The 21762-nt window shown below is 49.6% G+C and carries 12 protein-coding genes; 7 read left to right on the top strand and 5 right to left on the bottom strand.

All coding sequences use genetic code 11. The features are described from left to right. Positions 1-209: 209 nt before the first annotated feature. Positions 210-2708, bottom strand: a complete 2499-nt coding sequence (locus ACXX82_RS09035) for a S8 family peptidase (protein ID WP_458562798.1) — start codon at positions 2706-2708, stop codon at positions 210-212. Positions 2709-3221: 513 nt separating this feature from the next. On the opposite strand from ACXX82_RS09035, the gene ACXX82_RS09030 reads away from it, so the two are divergent. Together ACXX82_RS09030 and ACXX82_RS09025 are read left to right on the top strand one after the other, a co-directional pair. After that, the gene (locus ACXX82_RS09030; protein WP_322233843.1) at positions 3222-5210 is read left to right on the top strand and encodes a monovalent cation:proton antiporter family protein; all 1989 of its coding nucleotides are present in this window, start codon (positions 3222-3224) and stop codon (positions 5208-5210) included. A gap of 166 nt (positions 5211-5376) precedes the next feature. After that, positions 5377-6312 carry an alpha/beta hydrolase gene (locus tag ACXX82_RS09025; RefSeq protein WP_323506153.1) on the top strand — a complete coding sequence of 312 codons (936 nt, stop codon included), beginning with the start codon at positions 5377-5379 and terminating at the stop codon, positions 6310-6312. A gap of 30 nt (positions 6313-6342) precedes the next feature. Here the strand turns inward: ACXX82_RS09025 and ACXX82_RS09020 are convergent, their stop codons facing one another. Continuing rightward, positions 6343-7113, bottom strand: coding sequence for a phytanoyl-CoA dioxygenase family protein (locus tag ACXX82_RS09020; RefSeq protein WP_322233838.1), 771 nt, complete (start codon positions 7111-7113; stop codon positions 6343-6345). A 232-nt stretch (positions 7114-7345) separates the two neighbouring features. Then, entirely contained in the window at positions 7346-10195 is a 2850-nt protein-coding gene (gene uvrA / locus ACXX82_RS09015; RefSeq protein ID WP_322233835.1) for an excinuclease ABC subunit UvrA, read from the bottom strand. A gap of 480 nt (positions 10196-10675) precedes the next feature. Here uvrA and ACXX82_RS09010 point away from each other — a divergent pair, with 480 nt between their 5' ends. The 4 genes from ACXX82_RS09010 to ACXX82_RS08995 all read left to right on the top strand — a co-directional run bounded on the left by ACXX82_RS09010 (position 10676) and on the right by ACXX82_RS08995 (position 16827). Continuing rightward, positions 10676-11872 carry an MFS transporter gene (locus ACXX82_RS09010; protein WP_322240288.1) on the top strand — a complete coding sequence of 399 codons (1197 nt, stop codon included), beginning with the start codon at positions 10676-10678 and terminating at the stop codon, positions 11870-11872. 31 nt (positions 11873-11903) lie between these two features. Beyond that, positions 11904-12470: a single-stranded DNA-binding protein gene (gene ssb, locus ACXX82_RS09005; protein WP_458562797.1), complete on the top strand. Its 567-nt coding sequence runs from the start codon at positions 11904-11906 to the stop codon at positions 12468-12470. A gap of 456 nt (positions 12471-12926) precedes the next feature. Further along, entirely contained in the window at positions 12927-13322 is a 396-nt protein-coding gene (locus tag ACXX82_RS09000) for an RHS repeat-associated core domain-containing protein (protein ID WP_322233832.1), read from the top strand. A 154-nt stretch (positions 13323-13476) separates the two neighbouring features. Then, complete coding sequence (locus ACXX82_RS08995; RefSeq protein WP_458562796.1) at positions 13477-16827, top strand: DEAD/DEAH box helicase; 3351 nt, start codon at positions 13477-13479, stop codon at positions 16825-16827. A 47-nt stretch (positions 16828-16874) separates the two neighbouring features. Here ACXX82_RS08995 and ACXX82_RS08990 read toward each other — a convergent pair whose 3' ends face one another. After that, positions 16875-17762, bottom strand: coding sequence for a dienelactone hydrolase family protein (locus ACXX82_RS08990; RefSeq protein ID WP_322233827.1), 888 nt, complete (start codon positions 17760-17762; stop codon positions 16875-16877). A 373-nt stretch (positions 17763-18135) separates the two neighbouring features. Here ACXX82_RS08990 and ACXX82_RS08985 point away from each other — a divergent pair, with 373 nt between their 5' ends. Further along, positions 18136-19110 (top strand): alpha/beta hydrolase, encoded by a 975-nt coding sequence (locus tag ACXX82_RS08985; RefSeq protein WP_322233824.1) that lies wholly within the window; start codon positions 18136-18138, stop codon positions 19108-19110. Here ACXX82_RS08985 and ACXX82_RS08980 read toward each other — a convergent pair. Continuing rightward, positions 19093-21393: a bifunctional diguanylate cyclase/phosphodiesterase gene (locus tag ACXX82_RS08980; protein ID WP_458562795.1), complete on the bottom strand. Its 2301-nt coding sequence runs from the start codon at positions 21391-21393 to the stop codon at positions 19093-19095. The two genes, ACXX82_RS08985 and ACXX82_RS08980, sit on opposite strands and share 18 nt — an antisense overlap. Positions 21394-21762: the final 369 nt, after the last annotated feature.

The raw sequence follows: 21762 nt of genomic DNA, 5'->3' as shown, positions 1-21762 counted from the left end.
TTAAATTAATTATTAAATTAATTATCAATCATGCAATTGTTGAGCAATAACTAAGCAAACATGTTTTCCACATCAGGATTGACGCATTTCTATGCGCTGTTACACAGTATTAGATGCTTATCCTGCCCATCGCAGGCTCGCCTAGCGGATGCCGGGTGAATACTTGATGAGCGAGATTGCGTAGCCAGCACGACAGCGCAATCAAACCATTAATGGTTGCATGCCCCACGATCAGCCCACTCAAAGCCCCAACCTTGATTGATGGTATCGGTATAAGCCGGATCGCCCGGTTCCCGTTGCGAATGCCACATTGCAAGATAGATGCGACCGTTATGCTGGACCATATCTCCCCCTTGATAGCTCTGACTTTGCTTCCACAATGGTTTGCATTCTTCCACTGGTATTGGTGCGACGTCATCTGCTTTCACTATTACGGTGTGGTTCTTCTGCGCGCTCAACTTTCCGTCATTTGCGGTGACGGTGAAGTGATACTGTGTCTCCTGTGCCAGTGTAGGAGCAGTGAAAGTGAGTTGCGCGCCATCCGCTATGAATGCCAGTGGAGGCGATACTTTCCAGCTATAAGCTAGCTTGCCGCCATCGGCAGCGCTTGAGCCCGCAGCGTCTAACTTCACCGAAGTGCCGCTTGTTGCTTGCGTGGGACCGCTAACGACGACGACCGGTGGTCGACTTTCTTCCGACTTTTTCACAGTAATTTTTTGCTCAGCGTGCGCTTTACGTCCGCCATGGCTGCTGGAGACATCAATTGTTACCTGATAACTGCCGGCGGCTAATGTTGAAAGCGTCAATTCCTGCTGCGCGCCTTGCAACACTCCCGCACCAGTTGCATCCTGAATTTTCCAGTTATACACCGGGGGTGTACCAGCTTCGCCTTTAAAGTTTGGTGCGGCCTTCAAATTCGCTGCTTGCCCCTGTACGATTGACGTCGGACCGACAATTTCTACGTTCGTGGCTACTACACTTACTTTCATGGTGGAACTGCTTTGCACACCCTTTTTGTTGGTAATGGTGAGTTGATAGATGCTTTCGCCAGTCTGGTGTGTGTTCACGACCGCTTCGGCAATGGCTTTATTTGCATGGCGTAGCGAAAAAGGACCGCTCAACATTTTCCATTGATACGTCGTCGCGTTTTGGCTTTTACTACCGTCCAGTTGATAGGCAAAGGAGGTGCTGGTGGTTGAAACAGCATGTATATCTGCTTTGACAACCGCTTCCGGTACATCAATATCTACCGGCGGCTCGCCTTTATTTAACAACAACTCAACCGCAGCTTGCACGTCCGGTTGCATGCCAATCGGGCGCTGCGCATCAGGAGACGGCAGCGGATGTCCCGTATCTACCAATACCTGGCGCATTTTTTTAGGTGAAATAGCCCCGAGTCCGTGGGCAAATGCAATACTTTGAACTTGTGCGACAGCACCTGCGATGATCGGATTGCTGGAAGACGTGCCGGAGAAAGTATGGCTGTAAATGTCGTTGGAGCAGTCTTTACCGCTGCATGACGTGGTTGTAACGTCTCCGCCCCAAGTGAAGAGATCAACCCGGCTTCCATACTCTGAGAAACTGGCGCGTTGTCCACTTCCCGGATTTGCCGCACCGGCGTAAATAGCCCCAGTGTCATTCAGATTGCGATCATATCGACCCTTAAAATAAGGGTGATCGAGGTTGATATTGCCGTTGCCGGCAGCAATAATGACATGCACCCCCTTTTCTTGCGTTAGGTAGCTAATTTCATCGGCCACAGATTGAACCGATTCAATGGGTAAGAAACAAGCGTAACGATTTTCTTTATCGCAGACTTCAATTGGAATGGGCAACGGCGGCCCAAAGTGGATGCCAACCTGGACTACATCTCCTGGTTGTAAATGTTGGCCCAGATTAAACAAGCTTCCTCCTCCTGGCTGAGAAAATTTGCTATAGCCTGCTTGCGCTTTTGGCACAAATCCTGTGGTACCAAAACCATTGTCTTTCGAAAACATAATTCCCGCACTCATCGTGGCATGGGAGTTCGGGGCGCGCTCCGCCACTTCCCCGTGTTGCAGAAAGGGACGAGGCAAATCAGCGTGATCATAAGACCAATGGTTCCATTCAGTTGAGATAATGCGTACGTATTCCCCGTCACCGCCAGGATAAGCGCGCGCCGCAATCGCATTCAAGCCGCCCAGTTTAAATCCGCCTTTAGACGTTGCGTCTTGCATATAAAGCTGGCGCGAAGTGTAATCGGGAGTGGCGTTGGATCCTGCGGTACTTTGTTTTGCATCTGTTTTCGGCACCCCAGCAACGACAAAATTCTCGTCTTGACGTGCTAATTCCGGTGCAACTTGGGCCGACTCGACTAGCGGGTTATTTCTTAAATCCGCCAACATTTCATTTACGGCATCGTTTGACTTACCGCTGGTATCGATTGCGTAATAGCGCGTCAGATTGTGCCGCTCCATTGCGGCTATCTCATCGGCTGAAAACGTCATCGGCACAGGAAATATTGCATTGAGACGCGGTGCAATTTGTTCTAATTGGTGTAGTGCAGCGGAGGTTCTTTTAGGTAATTGCTGTTGCGACTCTAGTGAAGTAATGGTGGCGCGTAAGAGCACGGTAATGCTGGTCGGCTCAACCTCTTTCGCGTGTAGCGGTCCTGAGAATAGCGCGCCAATCGTGGCGCATAGAAATAGTTTCGTGAACGTATTTTGCATGATGGTAACAATTTTCTTTAATAGGTCGCAAGCGAACCCGTGCGTCGCATTGGCGTACGTTTAAACGGCTTTAGTAACAAAGTCGGCGGGAGTTTTTGGCTGGCTTAAAACGGCTTCAGTTACGTTTAAGCCAGTTTTTTGCGGCAATTTGACGCCACGCATTCATTGGCGGGACATAGCTTGAACCAGCCCCGGAATTATCAGTTTTTGTATTGCAGCAGGCTAGGAGACAACCAGCCTGAATCGCAGAGAAAGTGTCTTGTTTTTATGTGGAATACTCTCGGCCTCTGAAGAGCCACCACCGGAATGTCTCTTGCGATAAACGTTCATTACGCAAATGCGGCCAAAAGATTTTGGCATCAATGACACTGATTTCTAAGGTATAAACGAATTATCAATCGCAAAAATTGTCCGTATCATTTAAGACAATGCAATGCGACATACAACACCATCGCTGTGTAGATTAAGTCGTGAAATTATTTTTATTGTTAATTAATTAAGAACTGAGCAAGCATGCTTTCTGGTTTAGAACTGACTATTTTGTTACTCGGATCCGCGGTATTAGGTGTCGTGGCGTTTCGTATGTTCCACTTGCCACCAATGTTGGGCTACCTGACTGTCGGTATACTTATCGGCCCGCACGCACTTGGGTTTGCCGAGGACAATGAAACCACGCATACGCTGGCGGAATTCGGTGTCGTGTTTTTAATGTTCTCCATCGGATTGGAGTTTTCATTATCCAAACTGTCAGCGATGCGCCGGATCGTCTTCGGACTTGGCATGGCGCAGGTATTGTTGACGATCGGCGCGACAATGTTGTTTGGTTGGATGGTCGCCTATATATTGCCGCAACTGACCAATATCAGCTGGCAAGCCGCCTTCGCATTGGGTGCTGCGCTGACCATGTCCTCCACCGCCATCGTCTCAAAACTGTTGACTGAGCGGCTGGAACTGGAGACAGAACACGGACGCCGCATCATCGGCGTCTTATTATTTCAGGATTTGGCGCTGGTGCCGTTACTGATCATCGTTCCCGCTTTAGCAAAAAATTCCGGTGACCTCGCCGCAACGCTGGGATGGGCCAGCGCCAAAGCGGTGATCGTGCTCGTATTGTTGCTTTTCATCGGACAAAAACTCATGCGCGGCTGGTTTCAGATTGTCGTCAGACGGCGTTCGCAAGAGTTGTTCATGCTCAACTTGCTGCTGATCACTTTAGGCGCCGCATGGATTACCGAGCGCGCTGGTTTGTCGATGGCGCTTGGCGCTTTTATCGCGGGTATGTTGATTTCAGAGACCGAATATAAGCATCAGGTTGAAGAGGATATCAAATCATTCCGTGACGTCTTGTTGGGCCTGTTTTTTATTACCATCGGCATGTTACTCAACATACGGCTAGTCATTGAACATTGGTGGCTGGTATTGCTATTGTTGTCCGGGCCGGTATTACTTAAATTTGGCCTGATTGCGGCGCTCTCAAAAATTTTCGGCTCTACTACCGGTGTCGCACTAAGAACGGGTTTGGCCTTGGCGCAGGCGGGCGAATTTGGCTTTGTGCTGTTGAGTCAGGCCGGTGGCTTGCATTTGATGGATCCTCTGCTGATCCAGTTAATTCTCGCATCGATGGTGCTGTCGATGCTGGTTGCACCCTTTATTTTAAATAAATCAGACGCCATCGTCATGAAGCTTTCCGCTAACGAATGGATGATGCAATCGCTAGCGCTGACCCAATTGGCGACCCGCACCATGTCGACCAAGAAGCACGTCATTATTGCCGGTTTCGGCCGTAGTGGCCAAAGTCTGGCCACGTTACTTGAAGAAGAAGGGATTGGTTATCACGCGCTTGATCTCGATCCAGATCGCGTGATTGAAACGCGCGGAGCTGGCGCGCAAGTTTCCTACGGCGATGCGTCACGCAAGGAAAGTCTGGTCGCAGCCGGGATACATCGGGCAGCGGCATTGGTCATCACCTATGCCAACACGCCATCGGCGTTGCGCGTGCTGCACCATGTCCACGAACTGGCGCCGGAATTGCCTGTGATTGTGCGAAGCTACGATGATACGGATCTTGATAAGTTGCGTGCGGCAGGCGCTGCTGAAGTCGTGCCAGAAGCATTGGAAGGTAGCCTGATGCTGGCATCGCATGCGTTAGTGATGTTGGGTGTACCGTTGCGGCGCGTTGTGCATCGGGTGCAAGCATCCCGTGATGAACGTTACGCTTCCCTGCGAGGATACTTTCACGGCGTAGGCGATGCGAGTGATATCGACGACTATTTGCAGGAAAGACTGCATTCCGTGACCTTATTAGAGGGCGCAAAAGCGGTCGGAAAGTCATTGGCCGCGCTTGATCTGGCAAAAGTCGGAGCAGAAATCAGCAGTGTTCGTCGTGGCAAGGGCCGACTTAATATTACGCCCGAGACAGTGCTTGAAAGTGGAGATATCATCATTTTACGTGGTGCTGCCGAGGGTATTGCCAAAGCGGAAGAACGGTTGTTCGCCGGCTAAATTAGGCGGCCGTTAGTAAATTATGCCTGAATCTATTGTGGCGTTTAGTCACAGTAATGCGTGAATTCGCTTGAATTATTTGAAAAAGTTGAATCCATCACCGATATTTTGTCGTATAAATAACGTCAATCCACAATTTAATGTGGTGATGTTATGGAGTTAGTCCATGGTTCTTTTGTCAAAAATTGCATTAATTTTCTGCGCGGTGACGTTGGCTTTGGTAGCGACGGTTGCCTGTTCGCCGCTCACCGCGATCAATGCGTTGACGACCGAAAGTACTTACGACAAAACCAGTGACGTTGTCTATGGCGCGAATGACCGTAATCAACTAGATATTTACACTCCTAAAAATCTGCATGCCGCCGCGCCGGTCGTGGTATTTTTTTACGGCGGCAGTTGGAGTAGCGGGGCGCGTGGCGATTACGCGTTTGTGGGAGAGGCGCTGGCCTCACGCGGCGTCGTCGCTGTTGTAGCCGACTATCGACTCTATCCCGAAGTCCGCTACCCGACATTTCTCGAAGACGGCGCACACGCAATAGCGTGGACAGTCAGGGAAATCTCAAAATACGGTGGCGACCCCAAAAGGTTGTATGTCATGGGTCACAGTTCGGGTGCCTACAATGCGGCGATGTTGGCGCTTGACCCGCGTTGGTTAGCCGAGGTTCATCTGACGCCTGCCGTGCTGCGAGGATGGATTGGATTGGCTGGCCCTTACGATTTCCTACCGATTGAAAATCGCGGGGTGCGACCAGTATTTTTCTTCCCCAATTCACCCGTTGATTCTCAGCCCATTAATCACGTAACCTCGTTAGCGCCTCCGACGTTGTTAATTGCGGCGAATACCGATAGTTTGGTGAACCCAGTCCGCAATACCGGCGGCTTGGCAGCCGCATTGCGGACTGCGCATGTGCCCGTGACTGAGCAATATTTTGACCATGTCAGCCATGCCACACTGGTCGGTGCGATCTCGCGCCCGTTGCGGGGTTTAGCTCCGGTTTTAGATACTGTCGATAAGTTTATTAAATCCGATGCCGGTCGAATTGCGTCACCTATTTCACCTGATCAAAGTGATCAAAAATCGGTCGCGCTGAATGCGCAGTAAACGCTGAATTTTGCTGCGGAATGGCGCATTTTAAGAGGACAGCACGATATCCTCAGAAGCGGCCGAACGGCTGCCTGGCAATGGCGCATTGGTGATGCCGTGATACGCAAAAACGACTGATTCTTTTATCGCCTGACTATTATTCCTGCCAGCAGCATGGAACAGACCGCTGTGAAAAAAGACCACGTCGCCGGGGTTCAACTGGAGTGCGAAACCTTGCGCAAATAGTGTTTGATTTTCAGCGACATCGGGACGCAAAAAATCAAGGCCATCCATTTGTGATGGCTGAATGTCGAGTCGGTGTGAACCAGGAATAAGACGTAACCCGCCATTGTTTTCGTTTTCATCATCCAAAGCCAACCAGACCGAAATCAACGCATTGCGCGGAAAGGACCAATAGCGGATATCGCGATGCCAGCCGGTCGCAGTGCCAAAGTCAGGATGTTTGGTCATCACGCAATTATGATGCGCCAACGTTAAGCAAACCTGTTCTCCGAGAAGCTGGGCAAGCATCGCTACCAGAAGTGGATTGCCCGCCCATTCCCGAAACGATGCATGACGTTGATAAGCATCCCGCAAGCGCCGCGCAGTGCGCCCCCCAACGCTATCGAGTGAGGTTGGCGCGCCAGCGTAGCCGACCGCGGACTCGTATTCCAGTGGCGCCACCGCATCGCGTAAATGTTGGTTGGTGATCGATGCCATTTCGGCACAATCAATGGTCGACACCAAGCGTGGCAATATCAGAAAACCGTCTGTTTCAAATGCCGCAATTTGTTCGGCGGAAAGAGGGGTGCTGTTCATTACGACGTTCCTATGGTTGGAAGAAAGCGCAAAACGTAAGCAAAACAAAACAAGGCAGAAGCCGCAGAGCTGATCGATAACGACGCGTTACCGAACATCCAAGTCGAGCGCTATTCGCCGATCCTGGTACGCCTATGTTGCGCCGTACCGGATCGATCTTTGGCGCTTAGCGCTTACTCGCTCTGCTACCTTCCTGTAATGCTATTATCCTCTTGCGCGTGTGCAATTGCTTTTATTTTTCCAACAGCGGGGCGAGATATTTTCCCGTCACACTATTCGGATTTTTAGCCACATCTTCCGGCGTTCCTGTTGCAATAATCAGCCCGCCTCCAGCGCCACCTTCCGGACCCAGATCAACCAACCAGTCGGCGGTTTTAATCACATCCAGATTGTGTTCGATGATCACTAAAGTATTACCCTGATCACGCAAACGATGAATCACTTTCAGTAATAAATCGATGTCGTGGAAGTGCAGACCGGTAGTCGGCTCATCCAGGATGTACAGTGTGCGACCGGTATCGCGTTTGGATAATTCGAGCGACAACTTGACCCGTTGCGCTTCGCCACCAGAAAGCGTTGTAGCGCTTTGGCCCAGACGAATATAACCGAGACCAACATCTAGCAATGTATGCAATTTTCGCGCGATCACCGGCACAGGTTTGAAGAATTCATACGCTTCTTCGACCGTCATTGCCAACACCTGAGTGATATTTTTTCCCTTGTATTGGACCTCTAGCGTTTCGCGGTTATAACGCTTTCCGTGGCACACATCGCAGGGAACATAGACATCCGGCAAAAAGTGCATCTCGACTTTGATCACGCCATCGCCCTGACACGCTTCGCAACGACCGCCTTTGACGTTGAACGAAAAACGTCCGGCGTTATAGCCTCGTTCTTTCGCCATCGGCACGCCAGAGAACAAATCGCGGATCGGTGTAAACAGGCCGGTATAGGTTGCAGGATTGGAGCGCGGAGTACGTCCGATAGGCGCCTGATCGACGGAAATAACTTTGTCGAAATGTTCCAGTCCGCTGATCGATTCATGCGCCGCCGGTTCGGCTTGCGAGCCATATAAATGGCGCGACGCGGCATGATATAGCGTGTCATTGACCAGCGTTGATTTGCCAGAGCCAGAGACGCCAGTGACGCAAGTCAGTAATCCGACTGGCAACCGCATCGTGACGTTTTTTAGGTTGTTTCCGCTAGCGCCGGAGATGATGAATTGTCGATCCGGATCGGCTGGTGTACGCTTTTTCGGAACAGCAATTTTGAGTGTGCCGTTCAGATATTTCGCCGTCAGTGATTTTTTACTTTTGAGAATTTCGGCGAGCGTGCCCTGAGCAATAATCTCGCCTCCATGCACGCCAGCGCCGAGACCCATGTCGACCACGTAATCAGCGGTGCGAATGGCATCCTCGTCATGCTCAACGACCAAAACGCTGTTCCCAATATCACGCAAATGACGCAGCGTTTCAATCAACCGGTCATTGTCGCGTTGATGCAAACCGATGGACGGCTCATCCAGTACGTACATAACGCCGGTCAGGCCAGAGCCGATTTGCGATGCCAGGCGGATGCGTTGCGCTTCGCCACCGGACAACGTATCGGCGCTGCGTTCCAGCGACAAATAATCGAGTCCGACATTGTTGAGGAAGGTCAAACGTGAAATGATTTCCTTGATAATCCGGTCGGCGATTTCTTTCTTCGCGCCGGTCAGTTTCAGCTTTTCAAAGAAATGCAAAGTCTCGCGCAATGGCGTCGCCGCCACCTCGTAAATGGCGCGCTCTTGCTTGCCATTGCCGACCTTAACGAAGCGTGCCTCGATTCGCAGACGCGCACCGTGGCAGGACGGACACTCTTTCTCGTTGATGAACTTGGCAAGCTCTTCCTTGACCGCCATCGAATCAGTTTCGCGGTAGCGGCGCTGTAGATTGTTGACCACGCCTTCAAAGGTATGATCTTTGATCACTGCCTTGCCACGCTCGTTAATATACGTGAACGGAATCGTCTCGCGCCCCGAACCATACAACACAACTTGCTGCGCTTTTTCAGGCAGTTTTTCAAATGGCATATCCAGATCGAATGCGTAATGCGCAGCAAGATTCGATAACATCTGGAAGTAAAATTGATTGCGTCGATCCCACCCTTTTACTGCACCACTGGCAAGCGACAGGTTCGGAAAAGCAACGATCCGCCTGGGATCAAAGAACTCGATATGACCAAGCCCATCACATTCCGGACACGCGCCCATCGGATTGTTGAAAGAGAACAGGCGTGGCTCAAGCTCTTGCAGAGAATAGCCACAAGTCGGGCAGGCGAATTTGTTCGAAAACATGTGTTCAGCGCCGCCATCCATTTCCAGTGCAATGGCGCGTCCTTCGGCCAGACGCAATGCGGTCTCGAAACTTTCTGCCAATCGCTGCTTGATGTCCTCTTTTACCTTCACGCGATCAATCACCACGTCAATGGTGTGCTTCTCGGTTTTTTTCAGCTTCGGCAAATCATCGACTTCATAAATCTTTGCCTTGTTAGTACCGCTTTGAATCCGGAATCGAACAAAACCTTGCGCTTGCATGTTTTCAAACAGATCGACATGTTCGCCTTTTCGATTCGCCACCACTGGCGCCAAAATCATCAGCTTGGTCTCATCCGGCATTGCCAGCACCGCGTCAACCATTTGCGACACAGATTGCGCAGCTAACGGTTTCTCAGGATGATCAGGGCAATAGGGCGTGCCAACCCGTGCGTACAGTAGACGCAAATAATCGTGAATTTCAGTGACGGTACCGACCGTTGAACGCGGATTGTGCGAAGTCGCTTTTTGCTCAATAGAAATGGCAGGAGAAAGACCTTCGATCAAATCGACATCCGGTTTTTCCATCAACTGCAAAAACTGGCGCGCATAGGAAGACAGTGATTCGACGTAACGACGCTGACCTTCCGCATACAGCGTATCGAAAGCCAGCGACGACTTGCCAGAACCAGATAAACCGGTAATGACAATCAGTTTATTACGAGGCAAGTCCAGATTGATGTTTTTGAGGTTGTGCGTACGTGCACCCCGGATGCGAATTTCTTCCATTAACAGCTTTCTGCGTAAATATTTACGGCGATAGTTTATGTTGGAGTTGCAGCTTACTTGTTCTGAATTACCGCTTCGTTACCGTCGAGCCCGGCGTCTAACTAGCATTAAAATAATACCTAAGCATCTCTGGCAATCACATCTCGTACCAGCCGAAACATGCGTGGGATCAGCCATAAGCCAGTAGATTCTTTAAGCGCCTTGCCAGATTTGTTTATTAACTGCCAAGCAATCAACGGAAAAGGGTCAACCTGATATCATAACGGGTTTCGAACATCGTCGTCATATACGCCGCTATACTTTAGTCCTTGGATGAAGATTGCACAGACGAATGCAATGTCGCCAACGCCCTCAATTACCCCCATTTACTCGCCTTGCTAGCAAGGCATGACAAAACTCCACATGACTAGCTCGTTATCTACACCCGCCATTGCCCCAAGGGCAGAATCAGATCCAGGCTCTCCTGACGATAGTCAACGCATGAATAGCGCTGAAATTCGATCGAGTGCATCTCTCGCGTCGATTTTTGCTTTACGTATGTTGGGTTTGTTTTTGATTTTGCCAGTGTTCTCGGTGTACGCCAAAGGCCTCCCGGGCGGTCAAAGTGCAACGCTGGTTGGTCTTGCTATGGGGATTTACGGATTGGCGCAATCGTTCGGACAAATTCCGTTTGGTGCAGCGTCCGACAAATACGGTCGCAAAAAAATCATCATCATCGGCTTGATCCTGTTTGCAATTGGATCCTTCATAGCCGCTGCTGCACCCAATATCTATTGGATCATCATTGGACGCGCAGTGCAGGGCGCGGGCGCGATATCAGCCGCCATCACGGCCTTCATTGCCGACTCCACGCGCGAAGAGCATCGCACCAAAGCCATGGCCATGGTTGGCGGCTCGATTGGTCTGACCTTCGCCTTGTCGATGGTCGCTTCGCCGTTGTTGTATGAATGGGTGGGAATGGGCGGTATTTTTGCTATCACCGGGATATTGTCGCTCGCAGCCATTGCCATGATCATTTTCGGTGTGCCTGACGCGCCATTGATAAAAGTTAAGCAAGTCTCCTGGTCGGAAATTCTGCGCAATGGCGAGCTGATGCGGCTAAATGTTGGCGTGTTCTCTCTGCATCTGACGCAAATGGCGATGTTCGTCGTGATGCCATCCGCTTTGGTGCAATACGCAGACTTGCCAGTTACGCAACACTGGAAGATTTATTTGCCGGTTGTGTTGATCTCTTTCGCATTGATGCTGCCGCCCGTCTTTGTTGGCGAAAAGCAAGGCAAGATGAAGCAAGTATTCGTTGCCGCTATCGCTATGCTGTTGGCAGTGCAGATCGGCATGTGGCTGGCATTCTCCCAAGCAACCGTGCATTGGCCGTTATTGGTTGGTTTATTGCTGGCATTCTTTATTGCGTTCAATGTGCTCGAAGCCAGCCAGCCGTCGCTGGTCTCGCGTATCGCGCCGCCCGGAGCCAAAGGAGCGGCGCTGGGCGTCTACAACACACTTCAGGCGCTCGGCCTCTTTTGCGGCGGTGCCATAGGCGGTTTACTTAAACAACACTTTGGCACGCCCTCCGTATTCATTTTGGGTGGAATTTCAACCCTGTGTTGGCTTATAATCGCTTCCGGAATGATAAATTTACCGCGTCGTGGTAAGCCAGCCACCGCGGTTACACATTAAATTATAGTTAATCAAGATTTAGGAGAAATATATGGCGTCGGTCAATAAAGTCATCATCGTCGGTAATCTAGGCCGCGATCCGGAAACCCGCTACATGCCGAATGGCGAAGCGGTGACCAACATCGCCGTGGCGACTACGGAAAGCTGGAAAGACAAAAATAGTGGCGAAAAGAAAGAATTGACCGAATGGCATCGTATTACTTTCTATCGCAAACTGGCTGAAATCGCCGGGCAATACCTGAAAAAGGGCTCGCAAATCTACATCGAAGGCCGTCTGCAAACCCGCAAATGGCAAGATAAAGAAGGCGTAGAGCGTTACACAACCGAAATCATCGCGGATTCCATGCAGATGCTAGGTAGTCGCCAAGGTCAGGGCGGCGCCTCAATGGATGACGGCGGTTACGATGGCGGCGATGCACCACGTCAAAGCGGCGGCGGATCGTCATACAATAATGCACCATCCGGTAACGCTCCTTCACGCCCGGCCCAAGCGCCCGCATCCCGTCCGGCACAAGCACCTGCTTCGCGTCCGGCACAAGCACCTGCTTCGCGTCCGGCACCGAACTTCTCGGATATGGATGACGATATTCCATTCTGAGACCCTACTAACTGAATTTGTAAAACAAGACCCGCTAAGTCACTGATTTAGCGGGTTTTTTAATTCTTACATTTTTTCTTCGACGACCATACATGATAAATGTCGCAAGTTAATCTAGAAAGGTGTGAGTAATGAACTGCCTTTTCGCTCCAAAAAAGTATCAAATCCCCGCGATTATCGTATCGGATAGGCGTGATGCTGAACATTCCTTGAGTAAGTAATTCCCCTAACTCAATAGTTCAACGCCATCCATAGCGCAACAACCCCGCCTATTATTTAGCACGAAATTTCAAATGCAATATTTGGGAGGTGGGATGTATGGGGCAATCTGTTGAGTGGGATGAGGATCATTTACAGAAGCAAGCAGTGCAGCAAATTTCGGCATTATTATTAAAGCACTGACACGCTGCCGATATCACGGCTGGAAATTTTTCACCGTCGTCGTATTGATAACTCTTGCCGGTCTCGGCGGCACAGTCGCCAGCGTACAGGCGACACCCAGCAGATCGGGAGACGGACCACTTTTATAATTACTATCGGGATTATGATCCGCAGTGGGGACGGTATTTGCAGAGCGACCCGATTGGGTTGGAGGGCGGGATTAATACGTATGGGTATGTGGGTGGAAATCCGGTTTCGTGTAGTGATCCGTTTGGGTTAAATCCCGTTGCTGGCGCTATTGGCGGTGCGGGAATTGGCTCTGCGTTTGGACCGGTCGTTGGCGGTGTCGTTGGGACGGGTGTTAGTGCTTGGTTTGGCCGGAATGTGGTTGGGCCGATTATTAACCAAAATGGTTCTGGCGATCCTATTGTCTATCCAGAGATTCCGACTGCCGCAGTTGAACGACGATAGTTACATACGTCCAATGAAAATTGGGCATTTCGTTCGCATGACTGATTCGTCATCTGTAAGTATCACGAATTTTTCTTGCTGAATCCTTCACTCCCTTTTTAATGAGTTGCTGACAAGAAAGCAGTGTTTTCATTTTCTTGCGCACACAAAAAATATGACCTCCGAATATATCAAAACACTCCGTTACTGGTTTGACGTCGAAGCCCTAATGTATCCGGATATCCCCAAAGAAAATGTTAAGCGACGACGACGCGCCTTTAAGAAACAATACGCTGAGCTGCTACCGTGGCAGGTACCGCCCTATGACACACGCCAAGAGGAGTTTAAATATTTTGTTTATTTTGGAGTGGTCGATAAAAAAATATTGGAGAAGGAACTATTAAAGCTGTATGCCGGCGCAGAGGATGCCGAAAATTACTCAGGAAATCAAAAGCGTAACGTATACGGGAACACATTCCTTTGTGCCATCGAAATGACCGGCGCTGGCGGTCCGGTTGTTTCAAGTTTGCAATTGGCTGCATATGCCATCGCGTTTGCCGAACGAAAGAATCAAAAAAGATACGATTACGAAGCAATCTCTTTTTTGCTCAAGACAAAGATTGAGAACCTTCTATCACGAGACCACGACAGTGTCGTCGACGGGTACTGGTTCGAGGAAATTATTGAAATTCTGATTGAAGAGTTAGATTGGAGCCCGCGAGCGCTAATGGCTTCGTCTCAAATATACGTCCACACGATCCCTCTGCTTAATGAGAATGGTAGGACCATCTCGCCACCGACTGAAATGGACCCAATTAATTCGTTCTATCTTGAGGATATTCAGCGGATTCTGAACCTCGGGGAAAGAGGTTCAGAATCACAGCAAATAAAGAGATATTTGCAAGATGAGCGGCCTATGGCGCAAAAGATTGATGTGAGTCAACTGGACATAGCGAATCGCCTCTTGTCCGCAGAGAAATTTCCTTTGGGGCGCTGGCCGTCTGAGTTCCCGCTGTTCATGATGCAGCAGGTTGCGGTCAACACTGCGCTGCATGAAATGAAAGATGGAGGAATTTTTTCGGTAAATGGTCCACCAGGTACGGGAAAGACAACGCTGTTAATGGATGTTATCGCTGCCCGTATTATTGACCGCGCAGAAGTTCTAGCGTCTTTTGCCAATCCAGCAGAGGCATTTTCTCGCAATGAGCAGCGCGTCGAATATCCTGAAACGAGTAAGTTACCTGTGGGTGACGGCTGTTACTTGGTGGATCAACGATTATTAGATTTTGGTATCGTAGTTGCTAGCGCAAATAACAATGCGGTCGAAAACATTACGCGTGATCTGCCTAACATCAAAAAGGTCTCTTCAACGTCACTCACCATAAACGGCACCCCGTTTAATTATTTCGGCGCTATTGCCGAATCGATTGTCAATGACGAAGCGAATAAGCGAAAGAAAAGTAATAAAATGTCCTCTGCCTACGGGGATGTTATCAGCAGCGCGGAAGATAAAAATCTCGAAGAGCAAATCTCTATAGAGCAAGACCTGATGAAATGCTGGGGATTGATATCAGTACCTCTCGGAAAGAGGGCAAACTGCAATCTCGTTGCTGAAAAGTTGAGGCGGTTTAGTGAAAAGGGAGGATTGTCAGGGGCTCTCGACGCTGAGCCTTCAAATGATCTGAATTGGGAGCAAGCGCGTACACAATTTCGGACCGCGATGGATAACGTGCGGGCCACACAAGCCAAAATGTGTGAATACGAACTTAACTTATCCCGATTGAATGTCGCAGTAAAATCATTCTCTGATTCAGAGGAGCGCTTAAGGCAGGCGCTCGATAACTTAACGCCGGTGGTGAAAGAGCGAGAGGGTTTAAAACGAAGGCTCTCTGACATAGAAACGCAGGCAAAATCTACCCTTGATGCGCACACAATACTCCATCAAGAATGGCCAGTTTTGCGCCAAATCTTAAAATGGCTATTTGACCGAGAAGAATACCGAAAATTTCGCACACGACAGATTGTGCTTTCGGATGCGTCCAACACTCTTTGGCAGGCCGCCGCAGGCTTAAGAAGAAATTGCCTTGAAATTGAGGAGCGTGCAGCAAAATTGGAGCGAATCCTCTCTGATGCACGACTCGCTGTTGCGGCATCCGCGAAGGAGGTGACGCGTATTGAAAAATCCACTGCATCGCTCGTGGAAACCCTGGGTGTGGCCGCGCATGACCATACGGGTTTTAAATCCTTACCAATAGACGTTCAACAAACGAGTCTGCCCCGCAATAACACTCTCTATCAAGAGGCGCGTGCCGCGGTTTTCGTTGCAGCGATGCATTTGCATAAATCGTTTATGAAGCATGCGGGAGAGGCATTTGATATAAATTTCCAACTTGCACTCGGCATGCTTGAGCGGCAGCCGCATGTTCAAGAGTTGCTGCCGACGATGGCACCGCACTTCTGGGCAACATTTTTTTTGGCAGTGCCTGTCGTTTCTAGTACATTCGCGTCGTTTCCTCGTTGTTTTGGCAATCTTGGAGAAGGTGCAATAGGGCTTCTTCTCATTGATGAGGCCGGTCAAGCAGTGCCATCTAATGCGCTTGGTGCAATTTGGCGCTCAAAACGTGCCCTCCTTGTCGGAGACCCGCTGCAGGTTGAGCCGGTGATTACAGTGAACAGAAAACTAGATAACGAAATATTGAAATATCATGGTGCGCCGATACGCCATCTCCTGACAGAATACTCCGCACAGCATCTGGCAGACCGCGGTAATTCCCATGGCTCGCACGTGACGCAATATGACGGAGCAGAGCTGTGGGTCGGTTCACCTTTACGCGTTCATCGACGATGCGTTGCTCCAATGTTCTCATTGTCGAACGCTATTGCCTACAATAATAAGATGGTATTTGGTCCCAACCCAAAAGATGAAATAGCCAACACAATCTCTCGGCCTCTGTTCGGGCGTTCCCGATGGATTCATGTGGAATCGGATGACTTCGATGAGCATTTCAGTACCGCCGAAGGCTTAGTTGCCACGCAAATTGTTATTCGATACCAACAAAAAAAATGGGTAAATCAGATCGATGGCTTGCCAGATATCTTCGTCATTTCGCCATTCAAGTCAGTTGCTGACGGACTGCAAAATCTCCTTGCTGAGCGACTCAAAGAATGGGCTCCACAGGCAGATGAAGGCGCGGTCAAGAAGTGGCTCAAGAGCCATGTTGGAACAGTTCACACATTCCAAGGAAAGGAATGTGAATCTGTAATCTTTGTCCTGGGCGGGCAAACTGCCGGAGCCATAGGATGGGGCGGAAACAAGCCAAACATTATCAATGTCGCAGCCACAAGGGCAAAGCGACGTTTCTACGTAGTGGGGAATCGCAAAAAATGGGAGACTTCGACCTTTGGTGGGGAATTAACACGCGCGTTTTCCTCTGATGGTAAAGATGACCAATTTGTCGCCGATGCTGTTAGGAACGCATCGGCTCAGAATAAGGCTGCGCCGTTAATGCCGATGTATCTCCCATAGAAATTACCTTGAGTTCTATTGAAATTTTGGTTTGGGTGATGGCAACTTTATTGCAATGTCGCGTTTGCCGAGGCGTTAATCGGAGAGATCCCTGTGTCCGTCGGCATGCCGATTCCCTTTAAAAATTTTTCCGTTTCCGGCCACCAAATGTCCACGCCGTCCTGACTGCTGCTCATGCCGTGTGAATCGTTTTTAAATGGGCCGTAGGCGATTAATATGGCTTGACCGCCAGCAGCATTATAAGCAGCAAGCATTTTGGTGGCGACTTCCGGATTAAAGTAACTATCGTTCGCGCCGTAAAACCACACACTAGGCACCTTTGTCTTCGCGCCATAGTCAGCAAAAGCATCCACCAATGCAGATCGCCATGTGCAATCCTCGAGGCGCAGTCCTCCTGCAAAATTGATCAATCCCTTCACGCCGGGAAAATTGCGCGATCCGAATGCCATTGTGGTCAATCCGCCGTGTGATTGGCCCGCAATGATAATGCGCTTTTTATCAGCCCAGGGTTGGGCTAGCGCGTATTCCAGCGCACTTTGCAAATCATCGGCCTGCGCGCGTCCGTTACCAGCAATATTGCATCCACCCGCGACGTAAAGGCCGGTGGATTGAGAAAAACCTTTGCGCATCGGGATCACCACCGCATAGCCGCGTTTGACAAATTCTCTGCTGATGACCGTGTAACGCGCACGTGGTTGAAAATGCGGATTGCCCGCAGCCTTGCCGTGATTCATTATCAGCAAGGGAAAAGGGCCTTCTCCCGGCGGTTTAAAAATAGTGGTTTCCAGTTTGACGCCAAAAATGCCGGAGCCGACCGGTATCATCACGACCTGTTCGCCTAATGCGGCATTCAATATCGGTTCTTGCGCCATGCAGGCGCTGTTGAGCAGCGCTAATATGAAGCCGACTAGAAAGGTTTTTATTTTATTTTGCATCTGTATCGGTCCATGAATGTGTAAAAGGCATGCGGCCATTTTGTTGCGCTATATTGTGGACGATGAATTGTTCCAGTCTTGGTGCCAATATATTGGAAAGTGACCTGCGTCAGTGCGATAACGTAATGTTGGCGTAGACTAATTGTATATTTGTTAATTTGCGTTTATTTGTTTAAGTTGGCTTCTTTGCGCAAAGTGGCGGCGCAGTTTAGTTGCGTCATTCCGACAATTACAGGTTTTTTCTGAAAGGAAATAGGGGCAGATACGCGCTTAATCTACCGACACAATGTGCAGCGGCACCCCTTGCGCCGTTACAATTCCTGACCAATTAATTATCGCGGCATCGGGAAGAGGTTAGTACAATCGATTGTATATGAAGCAAATTAAATACAAAAAAATGACGGGAATGGGCGGGATCGTCGCCCTAGGGTGGTTGATTTTTACCACCGCAGTCGCTGTGACGCAACGCAAGCTGATTTTCAAGCCGGTCCGCATTAAGGAAGTTGAGCGTCCTCGCAGTATTGGGCATCGCACTCGGCCAGTCGTGCTGCGCAGCATTGATGGTACAAGGCTTTCCGGTTGGTTATTGACACCGCGTGCGCCCGGCCCGCATCCCGCGGTCGTGTATTTTGGTGGGCGTTCGGAGGAGGTTTCCTGGGTGGCGCGCGATGCCTGGCGCATGTTTCCTAATATGACGGTGCTGGCCATTAACTATCGTGGTTATGGGGATTCGGAAGGAATTCCGGGTGAACTAAAAATGATTGAGGACGCGCACATGTTGTTTGACTGGATGGTCGAGCATCGGCATGTCACTGCGGGGAAAATCGCCGTAGTCGGTCGCAGCCTCGGTTCGGGCGTGGCTGTCCAGTTAGCCGTCAGCAGACCTGTCGCAGCGGTGGTGTTAATCACACCTTATGATTCGTTGCTGGCGATTGCAAAGCGCCGCTTTCCCTCGATACCGGGCTTCGTTCTGAGGCATCGCTTTGATTCAGTCAAGCATGCGCCGTTACTATCTGCGCCGACATTTGTCATTCGTGCTGCGAGTGATGACGTTGTTCCGGCTTCGCACACAGACTTGCTAGTGGCAAAATTGACCTCCGTTTTGCGCGATGAAACCATTCCTGATTCGGACCATAGCACCATCCCTTATCTTGAATCAACACAGGATTGCATCGCTGAATTTCTTACGACACATTTTAATGAAGTTTCTGAGGCTGTTCTTGTCGATATTGAAGTGACCGCTAATGTTACCTCGCCGGTATTAGCTGATCTGGCTATTTCTATTCCTTCAGGCGTCTTGCCCATGCAGATTAATCCTGGTGACACTGGCTTAAACGACCGTCGGTAGTTCACCAACGTCCGAACGGTTAAACGCGGTCATGCCAGAAAATTTCTCAAGTAAAGCCGGTATTTCTTCCGGCGGCAACGGCCGGCTATAGAAATATCCCTGTGCAAGTTCACAAGAGAGTTCTTTTAACATGTCTCGCTGGATACTGGTTTCGACACCTTCTGCGATGACTTGTAACTTAAAGCTTTTTGCCAGTGCGATGACAGTGCGAATAATTTCGATCGAACTGCTTTGGATAAACGCACGGTCGATTTTTAAGCAGTCTACTGAGAAATTCATAAGCGAAGCAAGCGATGAATGGCCAGCGCCAAAATCATCGATCGAGATCTTGACGCCGATTGCCCTCAGTTCAAGCAGTATCACCTCGGCTGCCACAGGGTCATCCATTACCAGACTTTCGGTTAGCTCGACTTCTAATATGGAAGGAGGGACGTCATACTTTTTCAGAACCGCAACAATTTCCTCTAGCAAACTGTCGCTATTAAATTGACGGGCGGAGACGTTGACCGCAACGGGTATCCAGCCTAATCCGGCCTGATGCCAGAATTGCATTTGCGCACAAGCCATTTCTAATGCGCGCCGACCTAATGGCAAGATAAGACCTGTCGCCTCTGCCACAGGAATAAACTCTCCGGGCAAAATGATCCCTTTAAATGGATGTCGCCAGCGCATAAGTGCCTCAAATCCGACAATGCGCTCAGTTCTTAAGTCAACCTTCGCCTGGTATGTGAGAAAGAATTCACCGTTAGAAATCCCTTCCCTGATTGATTGCTCCAGCGCCAGTCGATCTGCCAGTTCGTTCCCCAATCGCGCTGAAAAGAACCTATAAGCACCTTTTTGCTCGGTCTTGGCCTGGTACATTGCGATGTCAGCGCGCTGTAGCAATTCTGACGTTGTGTTGCCATCCAGCGGATATCGGCTGATGCCCACACTTGCGCCAATCGATAGCGATCTTTCATTCATCGGGAATGGTCGTTCCAGTGCCGCAAGAATGCGGTTGCAGGCCAATACCGCCAGTCTGTCATCGGTGAAATTATTTAAGATTACGGTAAACTCATCGCCGCCAAGTCGGAATACGCTATCGGTGCTGCGAACAGAAGATTTCAGGCGTTCGGCCACAGCGCATAGCAACTGATCTCCTGTTTCGTGTCCCAGACTATCGTTAATATTTTTAAAGTTATCCAGGTCGATAAACAGTACGGCGGTACCACCATTGCCTTCCTGAAAATGGTTAATCGCGTTTTGCAGACTGCGGAGAAATAACAGGCGATTGGGCAGCTGGGTAAGCGTATCGTGTCCCGCCAAGTACTCCATCTGCGCCTGATGATTTTTGAGTCTGAAAGCTAACAGACTAGTGACCAATAAAAATATAGCTATGAGACAGGTTGCGGCGGCTGCCCATCGATAGTGGGTCACCGCTGCTAAATTGACATCCCGCAACACATCCTCCATGGAAATACCGACACTGACAATAAAAGGATATTCTTCGAGTTGTCGGTAGGCGGAAACGCGGGGAGTGTTATCAATCGCTTTAATGACTACCGGGGTCTCCGCTTTGCGGGCCTCAGAATATAGTTTTACCGTGCTGGTAAAGTCGACCGTAATATTTCTTTTTGCGGTATTACCGATGCGGATTGCGCGATAGATACCGTCGGTTCCAAGCAAGCTGACTAAACCTTGGGTTCCAAAATCTGCTTTATTATAAAAATCGGTGAAGGTTGAGGGTTCGGCAGATAACACAACGACACCGGCAAATGTCCCGTCAGCATGATTAAGACGACGGGACATCTGTAAGGTTTCTGTCGCCGAAACACGACCGACGACAGGCTTGCTAATGAACATTTTCTGCGAGTCTGCTGAGACGTGCGTATAGAAATGCTCGCGATCGCGCAGATTGACTCTCTCGAACGGTTCTGGTCGCGTGGTTGCAATGAGGTCACCATTTTCGTTGATGATGGACGCCAGCGTTAGCACATCGGACGACAGCAGACCGCGCTCAACAAAGTCTGGTAGATCGATTGCGCCCTCTCTACTTTCGTACTGAAACTTTAAAAACTTGACCACCTCGTCATCGTGATGGAGAGTCCGTAAAATGTATTGTTCGTAGCCACGCACAAGGTTTTCCATGTCGCTATTAGCGGCATGAATAGCGGCCGTACTTTCATTTTTTGTGTATATATTTATTCCGACCCATAAGCCCACCAACAATAAAAAATTGAAAGCGATGAGGAGGGCCAGCAAGGATTCGTGGCCCCGACGAAAGAGAGCAGCTTTGAGTGGCATACGACGCCCTTACGTTATAGCCAGCATATATGCGACGATCTAAAAAATACCCACAAGTTTTCGGAGATTTTTTTTAGATTGGAAAGAACATCGGTGCACCGTTTTTGGTAGCGCCAGACTGAGAGAGTCTGTGGCGGTAATGTGTTATTTTTCATTAGTAGAGTAAAAATTTAGCTTAGAGAAGCTTATCGTTTTAATTATTAAGGGCTAACAACGTTAACCTCGCTTTGTGCTTTGCTTTGTGTATTGTTTGTACGCGTGATCACATGCAGCTTCATGTCTGATCGTGGTGCCTGATGTTCATGCTTGATATATGCTCCGTACGAACGCCATTATTGCCGCCATTATCGCTGTTTTTTCTGCTGTTTT

It is taken from the genome of Glaciimonas sp. GNP009 (assembly GCF_054343755.1).
This window is presented reverse-complemented; position numbering and strand designations above follow the sequence as displayed.